The sequence below is a fragment of the Paraburkholderia sp. J11-2 genome (assembly GCF_905220185.1).
Taxonomy (GTDB): Bacteria; Pseudomonadota; Gammaproteobacteria; order Burkholderiales; family Burkholderiaceae; genus Paraburkholderia.
The window spans coordinates 22,964-41,702 of the sequence record NZ_CAJMYY010000027.1; the positions used below are offsets into that span (position 1 = coordinate 22,964).

Below are 18,739 nucleotides of genomic sequence, written 5' to 3' on the forward strand. Positions count from 1 at the left end.
CGATCTGGGTGTTACCTAGTATACGTCAACATATTGACGTAATTCGATGCGGGGCTCAAAGAGGGCTGGCTTCGAAGGCGTCTATGGTACTGCTCAACCGAATGGAGGATCGCGGTGCGAAAACTCGAAGGCAAGACGGTCGTAGTGACGGGCGGCGGGGGCGGCATCGGCGGGGCGACCTGCCGGCGCTTCGCAGCCGAGGGCGCGCGTGTGGCGGTGCTGGATCTGTCGCTCGAAGCGGCGCTGAAGGTAGCGGAGGAGATTCGCGAAAAAAGCGGCGAGGCGCTGGCGCTGCGTTGCGACATCACGAACCGCGAGGAAGTGGATGCTGCGCTCCAGCAAGTGCAAGCGCAGCTCGGCCCCGTGGATGTGCTCGTGAACAACGCGGGCTGGGACGTGTTCCGCCCGTTCACGAAGACCGAACCCGTGCAGTGGGAAAAGCTCATCGCCATCAATCTCACGGGTGCGCTGCACATGCATCACGCGGTGCTGCCCGCCATGGTCGAGCGCAAGCGCGGGCGCATTATCAACATCGCCTCGGACGCCGCGCGTGTCGGTTCGTCGGGCGAAGCGGTCTATGCGGCATGCAAGGGCGGCCTCGTGGCGTTTTCGAAGACCATCGCGCGTGAGCATGCGCGCCACGGCATCACCGTGAACGTGGTGTGCCCCGGTCCGACCGACACCGCGCTCTTCGCCGAATACAAGGAAGGCGCGGGCAACCCCGACAAGCTGCTCGAAGCGTTCCAGCGTTCCATTCCGCTCGGCCGCATTGGCCAGCCTGAGGATTTGCCCGGCGCGATCGTGTTCTTTGCGAGCGACGACGCGAACTACATCACGGGACAGGTGCTGAGCGTATCGGGCGGTCTGACCATGGCGGGCTGATGCCGGCGAACGCTCTCTCTATCGACTACGAATCAGCAAAGACATCGATCATGAACTACGAAGACATTCTTTACGAAGTGCGCAACGGCGCGGCATGGATCACCATCAACCGGCCCGAGAAGATGAACGCGTTTCGCGGCCGCACCTGCGACGAACTGATTCACGCGATCAACAAGGCGGGCTACGACCGAGAGATCGGTGCGATCGTCCTGGCCGGCGCGGGCGACAAGGCGTTCTGCACGGGCGGCGACCAGTCCGCGCACTCGGGGCAGTACGACGGCCGCGGCACGATCGGCCTGCCGATGGAGGAACTGCATGCCGTGATTCGCGACGTCCCCAAACCCGTGATCGCCCGCGTGCAGGGCTATGCGGTGGGCGGCGGCAACGTGCTGTGCACGATCTGCGATTTCACCATTGCTTCGGAGAAGGCCGTGTTCGGACAGGTGGGCCCGAAGGTCGGCTCGGTCGATCCTGGCTACGGCACTGCGTTCCTCGCACGCGTGGTGGGCGAGAAAAAGGCGCGTGAAATCTGGTATCTGTGCCGCCGCTATCCCGCTGCCGAAGCGCTGGCCATGGGCCTCGTGAATGCGGTCGTGCCGCACGATCAGCTCGACGCGGAAGTGCAGAAGTGGTGCGACGAGATCATGGAAAAGAGCCCCACAGCGATTGCGATCGCCAAGCGCTCGTTCAATATGGACACGGCGCATCAGGCTGGCATTGCGGGCATGGGCATGTACGCACTGAAGCTCTACTACGACACGGAAGAATCGCGCGAGGGCGTGCGTGCATTCCAGGAAAAGCGCAAGCCCGAGTTCCGCAAGTACGTCAAATAAAGGCGTCTTCATGACGATCAGGATTGCGAATCGAATTAGCTGCTTCCGGGAGACACCATGAATCCGTATATCGACGAAGACCTCGCCGCGCTGGGCGAGCACGCGCGGCGCTTCGCGCAGGGACGCGTGGCGCCCGGCTTCATCGAACGCGACGCTACGCGCGTGCTCGATCGCGGCCTCATGCGCGAAATGGGCGAAATGGGCTTCATCGCGCCGGAATTGCCCGAGCAGTATGGCGGCCAGGGCCTGGGGTGTCTCGCCGCGGGTGTGATCCACGAAGAGATTGCGCGCGCCGACCTGAGCCTCTCGTACATCAACCTGCTTGCCTCGCTCAACGGGCAGATTCTCGCGAAGCACGCCGCGCCCGAAATTGCCCGCCCGTGGCTCGAGCGGCTCACGCAGGGCCGCGCGCTGCTCGCCATCGCGCTCACGGAGCCGCGCGGCGGCTCGGATGCCGCGAACCTGCGCCTGAAGATGGAGCGCGTGGGCGACCACTACGTCCTCAACGGCGAGAAAACCTCGATTTCCGCCGCCGACCAGGCCGACGCCGCCGTGGTGTTCGCGCGCACCGGCAGCGTGGAAGACGGCGCGCGCGGCGTGTCGGCCATTCTCGTGCCGATGGATCTGCCGGGCGTCACGCGCAACCGCTTCGACTGTCACGGGCAGCGCGCGATCGGACGCGGTTCGATCTTCTTCGAGAACGTGCGCGTGCCGGTGGATCATCTGCTGGGTGATGAGGGCAAGGGCTTTGTGCAGGTCATGCAGGGTTTCGACTTTTCGCGGGCGCTCATTGGCCTGCAGGTGCTCGCCGTGGCGAGCGTGAGCCTCGAGGAAACCTGGGCGTACGTCGCGCAGCGCGAAGCCTTCGGCAAGCCGCTCTCCGCGTTCCAGGGCGTTTCGCATCCGCTCGCCGAATACGCAACCCAGGTGGAGGCTGCGCGCCTGTTGTGCCTGCAAACCCTGTGGCTCAAGGACCGCGGTTTGCCCCACACGGCCGAGGCCGCCATGTGCAAGTGGTGGGGGCCGAAGCTCGCCTATGACGTCGTGCACCAATGCCTGCTTTCATTTGGGCACGGCGGCTACGACCGCGGGCCGCTCGAACAGCGTCTGCGCGACGTGCTGGGCTTCCAGATCGGCGACGGCACGGCGCAGATCATGAAGACCATCATCGCGCGCTCGAACGCGGGCCGCGACGCGGTGCCGGCATGATGCGCGCCGCCTGCGACGTTCCCTTCAACGCCACGGGAGGCAGCACATGGAGTTCGACGCGGTATTGATCGGGCCGCGCCGCGCGCGGGAGGAGGCACGGCGCTGGTGGCCCGGGCGCACCATCAACGACGAACTGGACGCCTGTGTAGGCGAATGCCCGGCGAAGATCGCGCTGACTGCCGTGCGAATCGAAGATGGGGAGGCCACGCGCTTCACCTACGCGCAGATGGCGCGCATGGCGGATCGCATTGCCGTGGGTCTTTCGCGGCTTGGCGTCACGAAGGGCGACGTGGTCTCCATGCAGCTGCCCAATTGCTGGCAGTTCACGCTGCTCTATCTGGCGTGCTCGCGCATCGGCGCAGTGCTCAATCCGCTCATGCCGATCTTTCGCGAGCGCGAGCTGTCGTTCATGCTCAAGCATGGCGCCAGCCGGGTGACGATTGTGCCGCAGCGCTATCGAGGCTTCGACTACGAGGCCATGATGCACGCGCTGCAGCCTGAGTTGCCGGCCTTGCGGCACATTGTAGTTGTGGGCGCAACGGATCGAGGAGAGCCTGCACAGCACAGCTTCGAAGCGCTCCTGAGCGGCCCGCGCTGGGAAGAGGCGAGCGACGCCGAAGCGATACTCACGCGCGATCGCCCGGGCCCCGACGACGTGACACAACTGCTTTACACCTCAGGCACGACGGGCGAGCCCAAGGGGGTGATGCACACGGCGAACACGCTGTTTTCGAACATCCTGCCTTATGCGCAGGCCATGCGTCTCGGTCACGACGACGTCGTGCTGATGGCTTCGCCGATGGCGCATCAAACCGGCTTCATGTACGGTCTGATGATGCCGATCGCATTGCGGGCGAGCGCTGTTCTGCAGGACGTATGGCAGCCGGAGGCAGCGCTCGCGCTGATCGCGCAGGAGCGCGCGACGTTCACGATGGCTTCCACGGCGTTCCTCGGAGATCTCGCAAACGCGGCTATCACGGCGGGAACGCGTGCGCCGACGCTGCGCACGTTCTTGTGCGCAGGCGCGCCGATACCCGGCGCACTGGTCGAGCGCGCGCGCCTGGCGCTGGGGGCGAAGATCGTCTCCGCGTGGGGCATGACGGAACTCGGTGCGGTGACGCTCACCGGTCTGGACGACGACGATGAACGCGCATCCACGACCGACGGCGTGCCGCTGCCTGGCGTGGAAGTGAAGGTCGTGGACGAGAGCGACCGCGCGCTGCCGCCGAACGTAGCGGGCCGGCTTTTCGTGCGCGCATGCTCGGGTTTCGGCGGCTATCTCAAGCGCGCGCACCTGAATGCTACGGATGCCGAAGGCTGGTTCGACACCGGCGACCTCGCGATTGTCGACGAGCGCGGCTATATCCATATCAGCGGGCGCAGCAAGGACGTGATCATTCGCGGCGGCGAGAACATTCCCGTGGTCGAGATCGAGTCGCTGCTCTACCGCCATCCGGCCGTTGCTCAAGTGGCGATCGTCGCGTACGCGGACGAGCGGCTGGGCGAGCGCGCGTGCGCCGTGGTGGTGGCGCGGCCTGGCGCGGCTGTCGATCTGCCCTCGCTCGTCGCATTCCTCAAGTCGCACAAGGTCGCCGTGCAGTATTTGCCCGAACGGCTATTGCTGCTCGATGCCATGCCGACCACGCCCGCAGGCAAGGTGCAAAAGTTCCGTTTGCGCGAAATGCTGCGTGAAGCCGACGTCAGAGAAACTGCCGGAACATCCAGTAAAGACCCGCAGCCAGCGCAATGGAAGCCGGCAACGTGAGCACCCACGCAAGCACGAGATTGCGCACGGTCCCCCACTGCAGGCCCGAGCCGTTCGCGGCCATCGTGCCCGCTACGCCCGAGGCGAGCACGTGCGTGGTCGACACCGGCATTCCGTAGACGTCGGCCATGCCTATGGTGATCATGGCCACGGCCTCCGCCGAGGCGCCCTGACCATAGGTGAGATGCTGCTTGCCGATCTTCTCGCCCACCGTCACGACAATGCGCTTCCAGCCCACCATCGTGCCGAGACCGAGCGCCACGGCCACGGCCACCTTCACCCATGTTGGAATGAACTTGGTCGAGTGGTCCATCTGCTGGCGGAAGGTTTCGAGCACCCTGGCGTCAGCGGGTGACATCGGCGGCGCCTTCGCCTTCTGCATCAGCCGGATCGCTTCGCTCGCGACATACATGTTGTTGCGCACGTTGTCGACGATTGTGTCGGGCACCGTCGCCATCGAGCCGGACAGCGCCACTTGGTCGCCGATGGTGTCGGTGAGCTGGCGCAGCGCGGGCAGCGTGGCGGGCGTGAGCTTGCGTGTGCGCACGAACGCTTCGACCTCGGCGCGGGCGTTGTCGGGCGGCGCGCCGTTAGCGTAGCGGCCGAGCGTGGCAGACGCCTCACGCGCCACGACCACGAACGCCGCGGTTTCCTCGGGCGTGACAGCCTTGTTGAGCGCATAGGCGGTAGGCACGACGCCGATCAGGATCAACATGATGAGGCCCATGCCTTTCTGGCCGTCGTTCGACCCGTGGGCGAACGAAACGCCGGTGCAGGTGAGGATGAGCAGCGTGCGGATCCAGAGCGGCGGCGGCTGGTTGGACTTGGGCTCGGCATACAGCGCGGGCACGCGCACGAGCAGCTTGAGCACGAGGAGCAGCAGCGCGGCCAGGACGAAGCCGGCCACGGGCGAGAACAGCAGCGCCTTGCCTACGCCCAGCGCCTGGTCCCAGTCCACGCCGCTCGTGCCGGACGGCCCGCTGATGAACTGGTTCATGATGCCCACGCCGATGATCGAGCCCACGAGCGTATGCGAACTGGATGAAGGCAGCCCGAAATACCAGGTGCCGAGATTCCAGACGATGGCAGCGATCAGGAGTGCGAACACCATGGCGAAGCCCGCACCGCTGCCCACCTGAAGGATGAGCTCCACCGGCAGCAGTTGCAGGATGCCGAACGCGACGGCGCCGCTCGAAACGAGCACGCCGATGAAATTCCACGCGCCCGACCACACCACGGCGAGATGCGGATCGAGTGAGTTCGTATAGATGACGGTGGCGACGGCGTTGGCGGTGTCGTGAAAGCCGTTCACGAACTCGAAGCCGAGCGCGATGATGAGCGCGAGCCCGAGCAGAACGAAGGGCAGCGCCGAACTCTCGCGAACGGCGCGCAAATCGACGACGAGATGATCGATGACATAGATCGCTCCGGCCGCGATGATGGCGAGAAATACGGCGACGCCGATGCCGCGGCGGCGTGCGCTTGGCGCGCGGGAGGGGGACAAGGGTATGTCCGGCATGAAAGCGATGCTCTGGTCAATCCGCTTCGGGAAGCGCCTCGACGCAGCGTATGCGTGTTAGCAAACGCGCGTGGCGCGATGCCGCGCCGGCACGCCAGAACGGCGATTGGGACGAGACGGTGCAGTGTCGCACAATTGACAAAGATCAGACACGGACGTGGCGTCGCACCTGCAGGCACGGGGCGCCCCCGTGAGTGTTTTTGTGACTTTTCACAATCACGTTATCCGCTTTCCCAGTTCTCCAGGCGCGGGCAAGTCCGTAGTATGGGCATGAAACGCGGCACCCTTGCAAACAAGCCGCGATCCGAATTCATGGAGACGAACGTGTCGAAAGCCCCCTGGCTCGCCAGCTACGGCGAGATTCCCGCTACTATCAATCCCGATCTGCATCCGTCGCTCGCGCACATGTTCGACGAAGCGATGCGCGAACACGCGCACCGGCCGGCATTGCGCGCGGGAGATGCCACGCTCAGCTACGCCGACGTCGATCGTCTCTCGCGCAATTTCGCGGCGTACTTGCAGCGCGCGGGCGTGAAGAAGGGCGACCGCGTCGCCGTGATGTTGCCAAACCTGCTCGCTTTCCCCATTGCGCTGATCGGCATCGTGCGTGCCGGAGCGGTGCAGGTGAATGTGAATCCGCTCTATACGCCGCGCGAGCTTCAGCATCAGCTCGTAGATTCCGGCGCGCAAACGCTCGTGGTGTTCGACGGCGCGCTGCCGACTTTCGAGGCAATCAAGGCGAATACGGCCGTGCAAACCGTGTTGAGCGTGGCCGCAAGCGATTGCGCGGGCAGCGAGCGCGAACCGCAGCCCGGCTCGTTCGCCGCGGCGCTCGAGCAAGGTGCAACCTTGCCGTTCGAAGCCCCCACGCTGTGCGGCGACGACGCGCTCTTCCTGCAATACACGGGTGGCACGACCGGGCTTTCCAAGGGCGCGCTGCTCACGCATCGCAACCTGGTCGCCAATGTCGAGCAGTTCAAGACCTTCATGCCGGGCTTCATGAACCCAGGCGAAGAAGTCGTCGTGACGGCGCTGCCGCTTTATCACATCTTCGCGCTGACGGTGAATCTCATCGTCTACTTCTCGATTGGCGCGCAGAACTGGCTCGTTGCGAATGCGCGCAATCTCGACGGCCTGATCGACGTGTTCAAGGCCGCGCGGCCCACGAGCTTCATGGGCGTGAATACGCTCTATGCGGGGCTCGTTGCGCATCCGCGCATTGGCGAGGTCGATTTTTCGCGGCTGCGGCTCGCGGGCGGCGGCGGCGCGGCGGTCATTTCCACCGTGTCCGAGCGCTGGCAGGCGATTACCGGCGGCTTCATCCGCGAAGGCTATGGGCTTTCGGAGACGAGCCCCGTGGTGTCGTTCAACCCAGGGAGCGTCGACCGCTTCACGGGCACGACGGGGCTGCCGGTGCCATCCACCGACGTCAAGCTGATGAACGACGGCGTCGAGGCAGCGCCGGGAGAGCCTGGCGAGATTTGCGCGAAAGGCCCCCAGGTGATGCAGGGCTACTGGAACCAGCCCGAGGCTACGCGCGCTGCATTCACCGACGACGGCTACTTTCGCACCGGCGACGTGGGCGTCTTCGACGCGCAAGGCTTCCTGCGCATCGTCGATCGCTCGAAGGACATGATCCTCGTGTCGGGCTTCAACGTGTATCCGAATGAAATCGAGGCGGTCGTGACCGCAATGCCGGGCGTGGCCGAATGCGCGTGCGTGGGCGTGGCCGACGAGCGAAGCGGCGAGGCCGTACGTGTGTTCGTGGTGCCCGCGCGTGAAGCGGTGCTGAGCGAGGAGGCGGTGATCGCGCATTGCCGCGCGCAACTCGCGGCGTACAAGGTGCCGCGCGTGGTGAGCTTCGTGGAGGCGCTGCCGAAGTCGACGGTAGGGAAGATCTTGCGGCGGGAGCTGCGCGACGCGGCGGCGTGAAACGTGTGAAAGCGAAAAGAGCGCGCCGCGACAATCAGCGCTCCGCGCTCTTCGCCTTTTTCACACCCAATCGTCCCTTCCTTTCCTTCTTTTTTCCGTCGCGCTCCGAACCCTGCGTCGCTGAACGCAGCTTGAGCGCGATATCGAGCCTGGCAATCCATTGCGCGTCGTCGAGCTTCGCGCCCAGCAGCGTTTCAATGCGCTCAAGCCGGTAATCGAGCGTATTCGGATGCACACCTAACGTTTCTGCCGTCTGCCTGCGGCGCTGGCCGCTTGCGAACCACGCTTGGAGCGTGGCGAGCAGGTCCGCTTCCGTCGCCAGTTGCTCGGCGAGCGAAACGAGGTAGCGCAGAACGTTGGCGCTACTGCGCACACTCTCCTCGATGGCGATAGACGAAAAGCGGTGCACGCAAAGGACGTTGCCGAATTCGTCGCCAATGTCGTTGTCGTCATTCGCGCTGCTGCCGCGCGGCGCGAAGTCCACGGCCTTCAGCGCTTCTTCCACCGAGGCCGCCCAGCCGCGCGCCCCTTCATTCATGAGCCCGATGCCGATGCTGCGCACGCGCGGCTCGGCACGAGAGAGCGCGGCCGCGTGCTCGGCCGCGCGCTGATCGTTGCGCGTCATCGAATCGCCGCGCACGCACGGCAGCCAGAACACCAGCCGCTCGCGATGCCACACGCGCACGAGCGCGTCGGGCTTCAGTTCGAAGTGACGCGCGGCGCTGAGCGCGAAACGATCGAGCGCATCCTCGCGCACCGAAGGCGCGTGATCGCGCAAGTCCAGATCGACGGCGAGCGCGATACGCGGCAGCGTGGCGTCGAGGCCGAGCGCCTCGACGGTCTCGCGAAAGCGCGCGGCGTCGTCCGGGGCATGGAACACGAGGTCGTAGAGCTGCTGCAGCAGCGAGCCGCGCCAGCGCGCCTGCTGATGCTGCTCGTCGAGATAGGCTTCGGCAATGTGCTCGGCCATTGCATCGAAGTAATCGAGCAGATAAGGCGAAATATCGAACAGCAACTCGTGCGCGAGCGCCGGGTCCGCTTCGGCAAGCTCCGTGCAGGTGCGCCAAAGCTCGCGCGCGCCGAGACGAAACGCGCGCAGCAGCGAGCGCAGCGGCACATTCTGGTGCACGCGGCGGCGCGCGAACGCCGCAGTCTGGTCCATGACTTCGGCGGAGGGCTGCGTGCCGTCGAGCAGGCACTGGAACCATAGGCCCGCGGAAAACGCGATCGAGGAGAAGATATCCTTGCGCGCCGCCGCTGAGAGCGTGCTATAGCCTTCGAGCGAGAGCAGCGTGTCGTAGGTGCGCTGAACGGCCTTGGGCTGGGTTTTGGCGAGCGTGCGCAGCTTGCTGCGCAGGCGTGGGCTGATGGCGGGAACGAGGGGCGGCACGGTGAGTTCGCGAGATTCGCGCGGATTCGTTGAGGCGATACCCGCGAGTGTACTCAGCGCCGTGCCGCTGCGTCGAGGGGTTGAGGGGGAACCGGGAGCCATCCGAACGGCCCCCGCTAACCGATCAGAACAACAGCGCGATACCCGCCATGCCGACGAACTGCGAGCGCGTGGACGAGGGCGTGGCGTTCTGCGAGTCGCCCACGGCCGGGCTCGCGTTGACGATGTTGCCCGCGCCGTTCGCGCCGAGCGTCTGGCCGCCCGCGTGCTGGTAGGCCTGCAGGGCGTAGAGCGTGGTGCGCTTCGAGAGGTGGTATGCCTCCTTGAGTGAGTATTGCTGGTAGCGCGCCGCGCTCGTGATGCCGTTGGCCTGCGAAGCGAGCGTGTAAGCGAAGCCGCCGCCCACGTCGAAGGCCGGCGTGAAGCGATACACCGCGAGCGCCGCCCAGGTGTTGAAGATGGCCGTGTCGTGGAAGATCGACTTGCCGCCCGCGATGTACTGAACGTTCGAATACGAGGCGCCGACGATCAGGTTGCCGATCGTGTAGTTGCCGGCCGCCGCGATGTGCTGGACCGCGCTTGCGGAGACATAGCCCGTGTTCAGTGAGGACTTGCCGAAGCTGCCGGTGGACGAGCTGTCGAAGCCGCTCGTCAGCTGCGCGTTGTCCATGCGCAGGATGGCCGCCGCGAGGCTCAACGGGCCGGCGGAATAGCGCAGCGCGGCGCTCCACGTCTGACCCTTGCCGGTGCTGCCCGCAATGCCGCCGAGCGCGTACATGGCGCTTGCCTGCACGCCGTAAAAGGTCGGCGAGGTGTAGGTGGCCGAATTGTTGATGCGCACGGTCGTGTCGAGACCGTCGATGTCGCCGGGGTGCGCGCCGGTCGCGCCGGTGAGCCAGGCGCTACCCGTGAGCGGGCCGACGAACAGGTAATACGGCGTGTACTGGCGGCCGGCCGTGAACGTGCCCAGATTCTGGTTTTGCAGGCCGACGTAGGCCTGGCGATTGAAGATCAGTCCGCTCGACGAAAGGGCGCCGCTGTTGAGGTCGAAGCCGTTTTGCAGGTCGAAGATCGCGAACGTGCCGCCGCCGAGATCCTCCTTGCCCTGCAAGCCGAACTTCGACGCATACAGGTTGCCCTGGCGCAGATAAACGTTCGAGTGACCGTTCTGGTTGTTGACGTAAGTGATGGCGTCGTCGACGGCGCCGTAGAGTGTGACGCTGCTTTGCGAAAATGCGGGGCTCGCCACAAGGGCTGCGCCAGTCGCGACAAGCGTACCAAGACCAAGGCCTGTTTTCTTCATCGTCGTGTGTCTCCGGTGAGATTTGGACTGCTTATTGTTTTCTTTGCTACGCCGCCCGATTTTCAGGTCGATGCGGCGTGCGTACTGCTGCGGGAAGTGACTAAATCGACTGCGTGTACATCAATCTTGCAGTTCGTGCGCCCCCTTTGCGGCAAGCGCACGCTGGCGCGCTTGCGCCGCGAGGCGCACAGCGGCGTTGGGCGCGCCGTAGCCGTCGTAGCCGCCGCGCCGCTCCACGATCTCCAGGAAGAAGCGCTGGTCGAGCGTTTCCGTGTAGGCGTGCAGGAACTCGCCGCCGCGTTCGTCGCGGTCGTAGAGCAGGTTGTGCTCGCGCAGCGCGTCGAGAAACTCGGGGTCGAGGGCGTGGCGCGCGTCGAGATCGTCGTAGTAATTTGCCGGCACGCGCAGGAGCGGCACGCCGGCCGCCTCGAACTCGGTCACCGCGCGGAAGATGTCGCTCGTGTTGAACGCCACATGGTTCAGGCCCGTGCCGTGGTAGGCGCGCACGGTTTCCGCCGCGGCTGTGTGCTGGTCCACCGAGGCGTTGAGCACGACGCGCAGCCCGCGGTCGCGGCTCATGAGCGCGCGGCTGCGCACGAGCCCATACGGATCGGGCAGCAGCACGGCGGGCGTAGCTTCGAGCCCGAACACCGACTTCAGGAACAACACCCAGGAGTCGAACGAGCCGGCCGGCAGCGAAAGGCTCACATGATCGATGCCCGAGATCGGGCCTACCTCGACCGGGCCATCGATATCGGTGAGCGCGAAATCGGCTTCGAAGAGCGTGGGCTGACCCGGCTCCTCGTTAACGAAATAGTTAAGACTGCCGTCCGGCCCCTGGACGGCGGGCACCACGCGCTCGTTCGGACCCACGCGGCCCGAGAACGGCTGGTAGCCGAAACCCGCGGCGCGTTCGAGCGCCTGGCGTGCATCGTCCACGCGAAACGCCGATGCGCACAGCGAGAGCCCATGACGCTGGAAAAAGGCGTCGGCGAACGAGTCGGGCTCGGCGTTCAGCACGATGGCGGCCGAGCCGTGCTGATAGAGCGTTACATCCTTCGAGCGATGCTGGCCCGCGCGGCGGAAATGCAGCGTTTCGAGCCAGTTCGCCACGTGCGCGCGCGCCGTGTCGTCCACGGCGAATTCGAGGAACTGCCACTGCGCGTGCGCGGGCGCGGCGCTCGGATGGTAGAGCGCGCTCGCTTCGACATGCTCCGCTTGCAGCGTCTCGCGCGTGAGCGATTCGAGCAGCAGCAGCGAGCGATGACCGTCGGCGGCCGTGGCGGCGGGCGGCGCGCCGCGAAAGCCGTCGTTGAAGATTTCGAGCGAGAGCGGGCCCGTGTAGCCGCTTTTCACCACCTGCGCCGTGAAATCGGCAAGCGCGAAGTCGCCCTGGCCCGGGAAGCAACGATAGTGCCGGCTCCATTCGAGCACGTCCATCTGCATTCTCGGCGCGTCGGCGATCTGCACGAAGCCGATGCGTTCGCCCGGAATCGCGGCGATACCGTCGGGCGTGTCGTCGAGCGAGAGCGTGTGGAAGCTGTCCAGCGCGAGCGTGAGGTTCGCGTGATTCACCGTGTTGACGATCCGCCACGCGTGGCCATAGGTGCGCACGTGGCGTCCCCACGCGAGCGCTTCATAGCAGATCGTCACGCCTGCCTCAGCGGCGGCTTGCGCGAGCGCGCCGAGCTGCTCGGCGGCGAGGCCGTCGTCGCAGATCGTTTCGGGCGAGACGTTGCTGCACACCAGCAAACGATCCGTGCCCAGTTGGTGCATCACGTCGAACTTGCGCTTCACGCGTTCGACGTTGCGTGCGAGGCGCTCGGGCGCGACGCCCTCGAAATCGCGGAACGGCTGGTACAGCACGATATCGAGCCCGAGATCGCCAGCCATGCGGCGCACGTCGGCGGGTGAGCCTTCGAAATAGAGCAGATCGTTTTCGAAGATCTCGACGGCATCGAAACCCGCGGCGCGGATGGCGGCGAGCTTTTCGGCGAGCGTGCCGCTGATCGACACCGTGGCGATCGAGCGGCGCAGCGCGCGAGAGGGGGTGTGGAGCGGCTTGGACATGGGCATGGCGAACGGGCTGACTGCAACTGCGGTGTTGAACAAGGGTCCGGCGCGGCGGCGTGGGGCGGGCGATTAACTCACTGGCGCACCGCAGGCACACTTGCCGCTGGAGTGTCCGAAGGATACGCCAAACTAACTAGTTAGTACAAATTCTGGCAAACCCCAGGTGACCGCTGGACCGCTTCGCGGCACACTTGCGACCATGCGGTGAAGCATGCGTCGGTTGCTCAGTATGCGCCGCGCCGGTCGTCAAGTTGTTCTGGAGTGTGTGTAATGGGAATGCCTTCGGTACTGGTCCTGAACGGGCCGAACCTGAATCTGCTGGGAACGCGGGAGCCCGCGATCTACGGCGCTGAAACGTTAGATGACGTTGCCAACCTGTGCCGCGAAGCGGCGGGGCGTCTTGGGCTCGAGATCGATTTTCGCCAGTCGAACGCCGAGCATCAGTTGATCGACTGGATTCACGAAGCGCGTACGCGCGCAGACGGCATCGTCATCAATCCGGCGGCCTATACGCATACGTCGGTGGCGATTGCCGATGCGCTTTCCGCGATCGCAAAGCCCGTGATCGAGGTCCATATTTCGAACGTGCACAAGCGCGAGGCGTTCCGGCACCATTCCTTCGTTTCGCCGATCGCAGAGGCGATCATCGTTGGCTGCGGCACGCAGGGGTATGTGCTCGCGCTGGAGCGCATGGCTACGCTGCTCGCGAAAAAGGTGGCGAAATGAGCGCGCAGAACTCAGGCAAAACGAACGCGCTCGGCGCGCGTGCAACCGCCCATTCATTTCTCTGCGGGCTGATCGGCTCCGGCATTAGCGGCTCGCTAACGCCCGCAATGCAGGAGCAGGAAGGCCGCGAACTCGGCTTCAACTATGTGTACCGGCGCATCGACCTCGAAGCGCTGAAGCTCACGCCCGCCGCGCTCCCCGAGTTGTTGCTCGCCGCCGAGCGCATGGGTTTCGACGGCCTGAACATCACGTATCCGTGCAAGCAGGCCGTGATCGAACTGCTCGACGAACTCTCCGACGACGCCCGCGCGCTGGGCGCCGTGAACACGGTGTTGTTCCGCGACGGCAAGCGCATCGGCCACAACACCGACTGGTCGGGTTTCGCGCGCGCGTTCCAGCGCGGCCTGCCCGATGTCTCGCTCGAGGCGGTGGTGCAACTGGGTGCCGGCGGCGCGGGCGCGGCAGTCGCGCACGCAGCGCTGCAGATGGGCGCCCAGACGCTCACGCTGTTCGACGTGGATGGATCGCGCGCCGAATCGCTCGCCAGCGAACTGCAGGCGCGCTTCCCGGCGGCCCGTGTGAGCGCGGGCGGCGATTTGCGCGAAGTGCTCCAGCATGCCACGGGTCTCATCCACGCCACGCCCACCGGCATGGCGAAGCTGCCCGGCATGCCGTTGCCTGCGGAATATCTGCACGAGCGGCTGTGGGTGGCCGACATCGTGTATTTCCCGATCCGCACGGCGCTGCTCGAAGCGGCCGAGGCGCGCGGCTGCCGCACGCTCAGCGGCGGCGGCATGGCGGTGTACCAGGCAGTGGATGCGTTCCGGCTGTTCACGGGCGTCGAGCCCGACGCGGAACGCATGTATGCGCATCTGCAATCCATGCTGGCGGCCAACGCCGGCGCATAACAAACAGTTTGGAGAGAGACATGGCACCACCCGTATCCACGGGGCGCGGCGACGCGCCGGCCCTTTCCGCAGCAACGCCCGCGGAGGGCGCGATGCGCCGCTCGAAGGCGCGCTATCGCATCCTGGGCCTGCTGGCCGTCGGCACGATGATCAATTACCTCGATCGCACCGTGCTCGGCATCGCGGCGCCACAGCTCACAAAGGAGCTGGGCATCAACGCGGCGCTCATGGGCGTCGTGTTCTCGGCGTTCTCCTGGAGCTATGTCGTCGCGCAGATTCCCGGCGGCGTGTTCCTCGACCGCTTCGGCAGCAAGTTCACCTACTGGCTTTCGATGACGCTCTGGTCGATGTGCACGCTCGCACAGGGCTTCATCAGCGGCGTGGGCGCGCTGTTCGCGTGCCGTCTGGGTTTGGGCGCCGCCGAGTCGCCGTGCTTCCCGACCAACAGCCGCGTGGTCGCCACGTGGTTCCCGCAAAGCGAGCGCGCGTTCGCCACCGGCACCTATACAGTGGGCGAGTATGTCGGCCTTGCGTTCTTTAGCCCGTTCCTCTTCGCGCTGATGGGCGCTTACGGCTGGCGCTCGCTGTTCTACGTGGTGGGCGCCGTGGGGATCGCGTTCGGTGCCGTGTGGTGGTTCCTGTATCGCGAGCCGCACGAACACCCCGCAGCCAACCGCGCCGAACTCGATTACATCGAGGCGGGCGGCGGTCTCGCTCGCCACGAGCGCAAGGCCGACGCGCAACCCGCAGGCGAGAAAAAGCAGGGCTTCGACTGGCGCATGGCCGGCCAGCTGGTGCGCCGCCGCCAGCTTGCGGGCATCTGCCTCGGGCAGTTCGCGGGCAACTCCACGCTCGTGTTCTTCCTCACGTGGTTCCCGACCTACCTCGCCACCGAACGCCACATGGGCTGGCTCAAGATCGGCTTCTTCGCGATCATGCCGTTCATTGCCGCCTCCATTGGCGTGATGTTCGGCGGCACGTTCTCGGACTGGATGCTGCGCCGCGGCATCTCGGCCAACGTGGCGCGCAAGCTGCCGATCATCGCCGGACTGCTGCTCGCCTCGACCATCATTCTCGCGAACTTCGTGGACAGCAACGTGGCCGTCATCGCGATCCTTTCGGTGGCGTTCTTCGCGCAGGGCATGGCCGCGCTCGGCTGGACGCTCGTTTCGGATATCGCGCCGGCTGGCATGCTCGGACTCACGGGCGGCATCTTCAACCTTGCCGCCAATCTCGCGGGCATCATCACGCCGCTGGTGGTCGGGCTGATCGTCGGCGCAACGGGCTCGTTCGTCTGGGCGCTCGTGTTCATCGGCGTGATCGCGCTGATCGGCGCGGCCTCGTATATCTTCATCGTGGGCGATATCAAGCGCATCGAGTTGTAAGGCGCGCAAGCCGCGTCCGGGCGGCTTCGAGCTGGATTGCGGGGCGCGGCGCCTGAGAAAGGGCCGCGCCCCGCATGCTAGAATCGCCCGCATTCCTTCCCTGCTGCGGGCCACAAAAACATGGCAAGACCGGCGGCTTCGGCCGAACGCAACGTTGCTCAATCCGAAAGCCGGCGCAAGTACGATCCCGAGCAGACCAAGCGCAATATCCTCGAAGTCGCGACCGCCGAGTTCTCGGCGATGGGTCTCGCCGGTGCGCGAGTCGACGCGATTGCCGAGCGCACCAACACCACCAAGCGCATGCTGTACTACTACTTCGGCAGCAAGGAAGGGTTGTACGAAGCGGTGCTCGACAAGGTCTACGGCGACATTCGCGCGCTCGAGCTGGACCTGCATATCGACGAACTGGACCCTACCGAAGGCCTGCGGCGGCTTGTCGAATTCACTTTCGACTATCACGACCGCCACCGCGACTTCGTGCGCCTCGTGACGATCGAGAACATTCACGGCGCGAAGTACATCGAGCGCCTGAAGACCTTCCGCAGCCGCAACGCCAGCGCGATCCGCACGATCGAAGACCTGCTCGCGCGCGGCGTGGCAAGCGGTGCGTTCCGCGACGACATCGATCCGATCGACCTGCACTTGCTCATCAGCTCGATGTGCTTTCACCGCGTGGGCAACCGCCACACGTTCGGCGCGGCGTTCGGGCGTGATCCGTCGCATCCGCGCCTGCGCGCGCGCCATCGCGAGATGGTCGTCGACGCCACGCTGCGCTTCGTGAAGAAGTAAGCCGGACCTGGGGACGCGGCCGCCCTGGCCGCTTCGCGCTTGCCCGCCGATGCACGACGCATGGATCAAGCAAGGGTCAAACATGGGTCAAGGCGCGCCCGCATCCTCGTAGAGCGCCGCGCAGTGCTGCCAAAACGCTCCGGCGAGCGCTGCAAATTCATCTCCAAAAGCCCGGTGAGCCCCGTCCTGCGTGGCTGTCAGCTAACCTTCCTTATCACAAAAAAGTACGCAAACGCATTACACTACGGCGGTCAAGGCCGCCGCGCGCGGTCTCGCCGTGCGCCGCCGCGCCCCGCCTCGCCGGCAGGGGCGGTGCGCCGGTCCACGCCACCGGAGAGCCCCAAGCGCAATGAGCACCGCCATGCCCCGTTCCGGCCAAGCCGGCCTGCCTCGACAGACTCAAGGTCGTTACACCCTCGGCACGCGCATCGTCCTCAGCTTCGGCTTGCTGTTCGTGCTGATGCTCGCCACGGCCGCCATCTCCTGGGACCGGCTGCGCGCCATCGACAGCGAGGCGATGAGCCTCACGCACGATTCGGTGCCGGGCCTGTTCTACGCGACCTCCATGCGCGCGGCGGCCAATCAGACCTACAGCCTCGTGGAGCGTGCGGCCTTCGTCGACGCCGATGCGGACAGCGTTGCGCGCGATGTCGCCGCGTTGCCCACGGCGATGGCGCAGGTCGAGGAGAATGCGCGGCAATACGAGCGCTCGCTCTTTCGCGCCGACGACCGCGAGCGCTTCCAGCGCTTTCGCGACGCCTACGCGCGCTATCTGCCGATGGCGAAAGCGGTGGCCAGCCAGTTGCCCGCGTCGCGCCCGGCAGCGCAGGCCGCGTTCATGCAGATCGGCCCGGTATGGCAGGAGGTGCTCGCCACGGCCAACGCGCTCGTCGACGAAAACCGTCAGCAGGCCGACGAGTCCGCTCAGACCATTCGCAGTTCGGTCACGGGTACGGAAATCACACTCGCCACGGCACTCGCTGTCGTGCTGCTCGCCGCGCTCGCTACGGGCTACGCGCTGTACCGCGCGATCACCGTGCCGATGGCGCGCCTCGTGGAAGTGCACGACTCCATGCGCACCGGCAACCTCTCGCAGCGTCTCGCGTTGAACCGCGGCGACGAATTCGGCGTGCTGGAAGACGGCTTCAACCGCATGAGCGACGAACTGGCGAGCCTCGTGGCCCAGGCGCAGAAGTCGTCGCTGCAGGTTACGACCTCGGTGGCCGAAGTGGCCGCGACCTCGAAGGAACAGCAGGCCACGGCGAGCGAGACGGCCGCCACCACGACCGAGATCGGCGCCACTTCGCGTGAGATTTTCGCCACGGCGCGCGACCTCGTGCGCACCATGAGCGAGGTGGCGACGGTGGCCGAGCAGTCGGCGGGGCTCGCCAGCACGAGCCAGAGCGGCCTCACGCATATGGAAGACACCATGCGCAGCGTGATGGAAGCGGCGGGCTCGGTGAACGCCAAGCTCGCCATCCTCAACGAAAAGGCCGTGAGCATCAATCAGGTCGTGGCGACGATCACGAAGGTGGCCGACCAGACCAACCTGCTTTCGCTGAACGCGGCGATCGAAGCGGAGAAGGCGGGCGAATACGGGCGCGGCTTCTCGGTGGTCGCCACCGAAATCCGCCGCCTCGCCGACCAGACGGCCGTGGCCACTTACGACATCGAGCAGACCGTGAAGGAGATCCAGTCGGCCGTCTCGGCGGGCGTGATGGGCATGGACAAGTTCGCTGAAGAAGTGCGGCGCGGCATGCACGACGTGCAAGCCGTGGGCGCGCAGCTTTCGCAGATCATCGGTGCCGTGCAGACGCTCGCGCCGCGCTTCCAGGTCGTGAACGACGGCATGCAGGCGCAGGCCACGAGCGCCGAGCAGATCACCCAGGCGCTCACGCAGCTTTCCGAAGCCGCCCAGCAGACGGCGGAGTCGCTGCGCCAGTCGTCGCAGGCCATCGACAATCTCACGCTCGTCGCCAACGAACTGCGCACCGGCGTGTCGCGGTTCAGGATCGAGGCGTGACG

The 18,739-nt window shown here is 65.7% G+C and carries 14 protein-coding genes; 10 read left to right on the forward strand and 4 right to left on the reverse strand.

The window, feature by feature from the left end; all coding sequences use genetic code 11:
* The first annotated feature begins 114 nt into the window (after positions 1 to 114).
* From badH to aliA, 4 genes are read left to right on the forward strand one after another with little or no spacing between them, the layout of a single operon-like run.
* On the forward strand, positions 115 to 882 hold the full coding sequence (badH, locus tag U5A57_RS31110) for a 2-hydroxycyclohexanecarboxyl-CoA dehydrogenase (RefSeq protein WP_321915518.1): 768 nt from the start codon (positions 115 to 117) through the stop codon (positions 880 to 882).
* 50 nt (positions 883 to 932) lie between these two features.
* Complete coding sequence (badI, locus tag U5A57_RS31115; protein WP_321915519.1) at positions 933 to 1,715, forward strand: 2-ketocyclohexanecarboxyl-CoA hydrolase; 783 nt, start codon at positions 933 to 935, stop codon at positions 1,713 to 1,715.
* A gap of 57 nt (positions 1,716 to 1,772) precedes the next feature.
* On the forward strand, positions 1,773 to 2,924 hold the full coding sequence (gene aliB / locus U5A57_RS31120; RefSeq protein WP_321915520.1) for a cyclohexanecarboxyl-CoA dehydrogenase: 1,152 nt from the start codon (positions 1,773 to 1,775) through the stop codon (positions 2,922 to 2,924).
* Between the two features lie 46 nt (positions 2,925 to 2,970).
* Positions 2,971 to 4,689: a cyclohexanecarboxylate-CoA ligase gene (gene aliA / locus U5A57_RS31125; protein ID WP_321915521.1), complete on the forward strand. Its 1,719-nt coding sequence runs from the start codon at positions 2,971 to 2,973 to the stop codon at positions 4,687 to 4,689.
* Here the strand turns inward: aliA and U5A57_RS31130 are convergent.
* Positions 4,625 to 6,208 (reverse strand): inorganic phosphate transporter, encoded by a 1,584-nt coding sequence (locus tag U5A57_RS31130; protein ID WP_321915522.1) that lies wholly within the window; start codon positions 6,206 to 6,208, stop codon positions 4,625 to 4,627. The two genes, aliA and U5A57_RS31130, sit on opposite strands and share 65 nt — an antisense overlap.
* A 324-nt stretch (positions 6,209 to 6,532) precedes the next feature.
* On the opposite strand from U5A57_RS31130, the gene U5A57_RS31135 reads away from it, so the two are divergent.
* Positions 6,533 to 8,140, forward strand: a complete 1,608-nt coding sequence (locus U5A57_RS31135) for an AMP-binding protein (protein WP_321915523.1) — start codon at positions 6,533 to 6,535, stop codon at positions 8,138 to 8,140.
* 34 nt (positions 8,141 to 8,174) lie between these two features.
* On the opposite strand, the gene U5A57_RS31140 is transcribed toward U5A57_RS31135, so the two are convergent.
* The 3 genes from U5A57_RS31140 to U5A57_RS31150 form a co-directional block, all read right to left on the reverse strand.
* Positions 8,175 to 9,530, reverse strand: coding sequence for a PucR family transcriptional regulator (locus U5A57_RS31140; protein WP_321915524.1), 1,356 nt, complete (start codon positions 9,528 to 9,530; stop codon positions 8,175 to 8,177).
* A gap of 124 nt (positions 9,531 to 9,654) precedes the next feature.
* The gene (locus tag U5A57_RS31145; RefSeq protein ID WP_321915525.1) at positions 9,655 to 10,833 is read right to left on the reverse strand and encodes a porin; all 1,179 of its coding nucleotides are present in this window, start codon (positions 10,831 to 10,833) and stop codon (positions 9,655 to 9,657) included.
* A gap of 120 nt (positions 10,834 to 10,953) precedes the next feature.
* Positions 10,954 to 12,870, reverse strand: a complete 1,917-nt coding sequence (locus U5A57_RS31150) for a bifunctional sugar phosphate isomerase/epimerase/4-hydroxyphenylpyruvate dioxygenase family protein (RefSeq protein WP_321915606.1) — start codon at positions 12,868 to 12,870, stop codon at positions 10,954 to 10,956.
* A 306-nt stretch (positions 12,871 to 13,176) separates the two neighbouring features.
* Between U5A57_RS31150 and aroQ the strand changes: the two genes are divergently transcribed.
* From aroQ to U5A57_RS31175, 5 genes are all read left to right on the forward strand, one after another.
* On the forward strand, positions 13,177 to 13,632 hold the full coding sequence (gene aroQ / locus U5A57_RS31155; RefSeq protein WP_321915526.1) for a type II 3-dehydroquinate dehydratase: 456 nt from the start codon (positions 13,177 to 13,179) through the stop codon (positions 13,630 to 13,632).
* Positions 13,629 to 14,540: a shikimate dehydrogenase gene (locus tag U5A57_RS31160; RefSeq protein WP_321915527.1), complete on the forward strand. Its 912-nt coding sequence runs from the start codon at positions 13,629 to 13,631 to the stop codon at positions 14,538 to 14,540. The genes aroQ and U5A57_RS31160 overlap by 4 nt, the downstream gene beginning before the upstream one ends.
* A gap of 92 nt (positions 14,541 to 14,632) precedes the next feature.
* Positions 14,633 to 15,925, forward strand: a complete 1,293-nt coding sequence (locus U5A57_RS31165; RefSeq protein WP_321915607.1) for an MFS transporter — start codon at positions 14,633 to 14,635, stop codon at positions 15,923 to 15,925.
* A 120-nt stretch (positions 15,926 to 16,045) separates the two neighbouring features.
* Complete coding sequence (locus U5A57_RS31170) at positions 16,046 to 16,714, forward strand: TetR/AcrR family transcriptional regulator (protein WP_321915528.1); 669 nt, start codon at positions 16,046 to 16,048, stop codon at positions 16,712 to 16,714.
* Positions 16,715 to 17,063: 349 nt separating this feature from the next.
* Positions 17,064 to 18,737 (forward strand): methyl-accepting chemotaxis protein, encoded by a 1,674-nt coding sequence (locus tag U5A57_RS31175; RefSeq protein WP_321915529.1) that lies wholly within the window; start codon positions 17,064 to 17,066, stop codon positions 18,735 to 18,737.
* Positions 18,738 to 18,739 lie beyond the last annotated feature (2 nt).

What these genes read in the sequence shown, in the direction of transcription:
- badI (WP_321915519.1), top strand. Translation starts at nt 933, where the DNA reads ATGAACTACGAAGACATTCTTTACGAAGTGCGCAACGGCGCGGCATGG.
- aliB (WP_321915520.1), top strand. Translation starts at nt 1,773, where the DNA reads ATGAATCCGTATATCGACGAAGACCTCGCCGCGCTGGGCGAGCACGCG.
- aliA (WP_321915521.1), top strand. Translation starts at nt 2,971, where the DNA reads ATGGAGTTCGACGCGGTATTGATCGGGCCGCGCCGCGCGCGGGAGGAG.
- U5A57_RS31130 (WP_321915522.1), bottom strand. Translation starts at nt 6,208, where the DNA reads ATGCCGGACATACCCTTGTCCCCCTCCCGCGCGCCAAGCGCACGCCGC.
- U5A57_RS31145 (WP_321915525.1), bottom strand. Translation starts at nt 10,833, where the DNA reads ATGAAGAAAACAGGCCTTGGTCTTGGTACGCTTGTCGCGACTGGCGCA.
- aroQ (WP_321915526.1), top strand. Translation starts at nt 13,177, where the DNA reads ATGGGAATGCCTTCGGTACTGGTCCTGAACGGGCCGAACCTGAATCTG.
- U5A57_RS31160 (WP_321915527.1), top strand. Translation starts at nt 13,629, where the DNA reads ATGAGCGCGCAGAACTCAGGCAAAACGAACGCGCTCGGCGCGCGTGCA.
- U5A57_RS31165 (WP_321915607.1), top strand. Translation starts at nt 14,633, where the DNA reads ATGCGCCGCTCGAAGGCGCGCTATCGCATCCTGGGCCTGCTGGCCGTC.
- U5A57_RS31170 (WP_321915528.1), top strand. Translation starts at nt 16,046, where the DNA reads ATGGCAAGACCGGCGGCTTCGGCCGAACGCAACGTTGCTCAATCCGAA.
- U5A57_RS31175 (WP_321915529.1), top strand. Translation starts at nt 17,064, where the DNA reads ATGAGCACCGCCATGCCCCGTTCCGGCCAAGCCGGCCTGCCTCGACAG.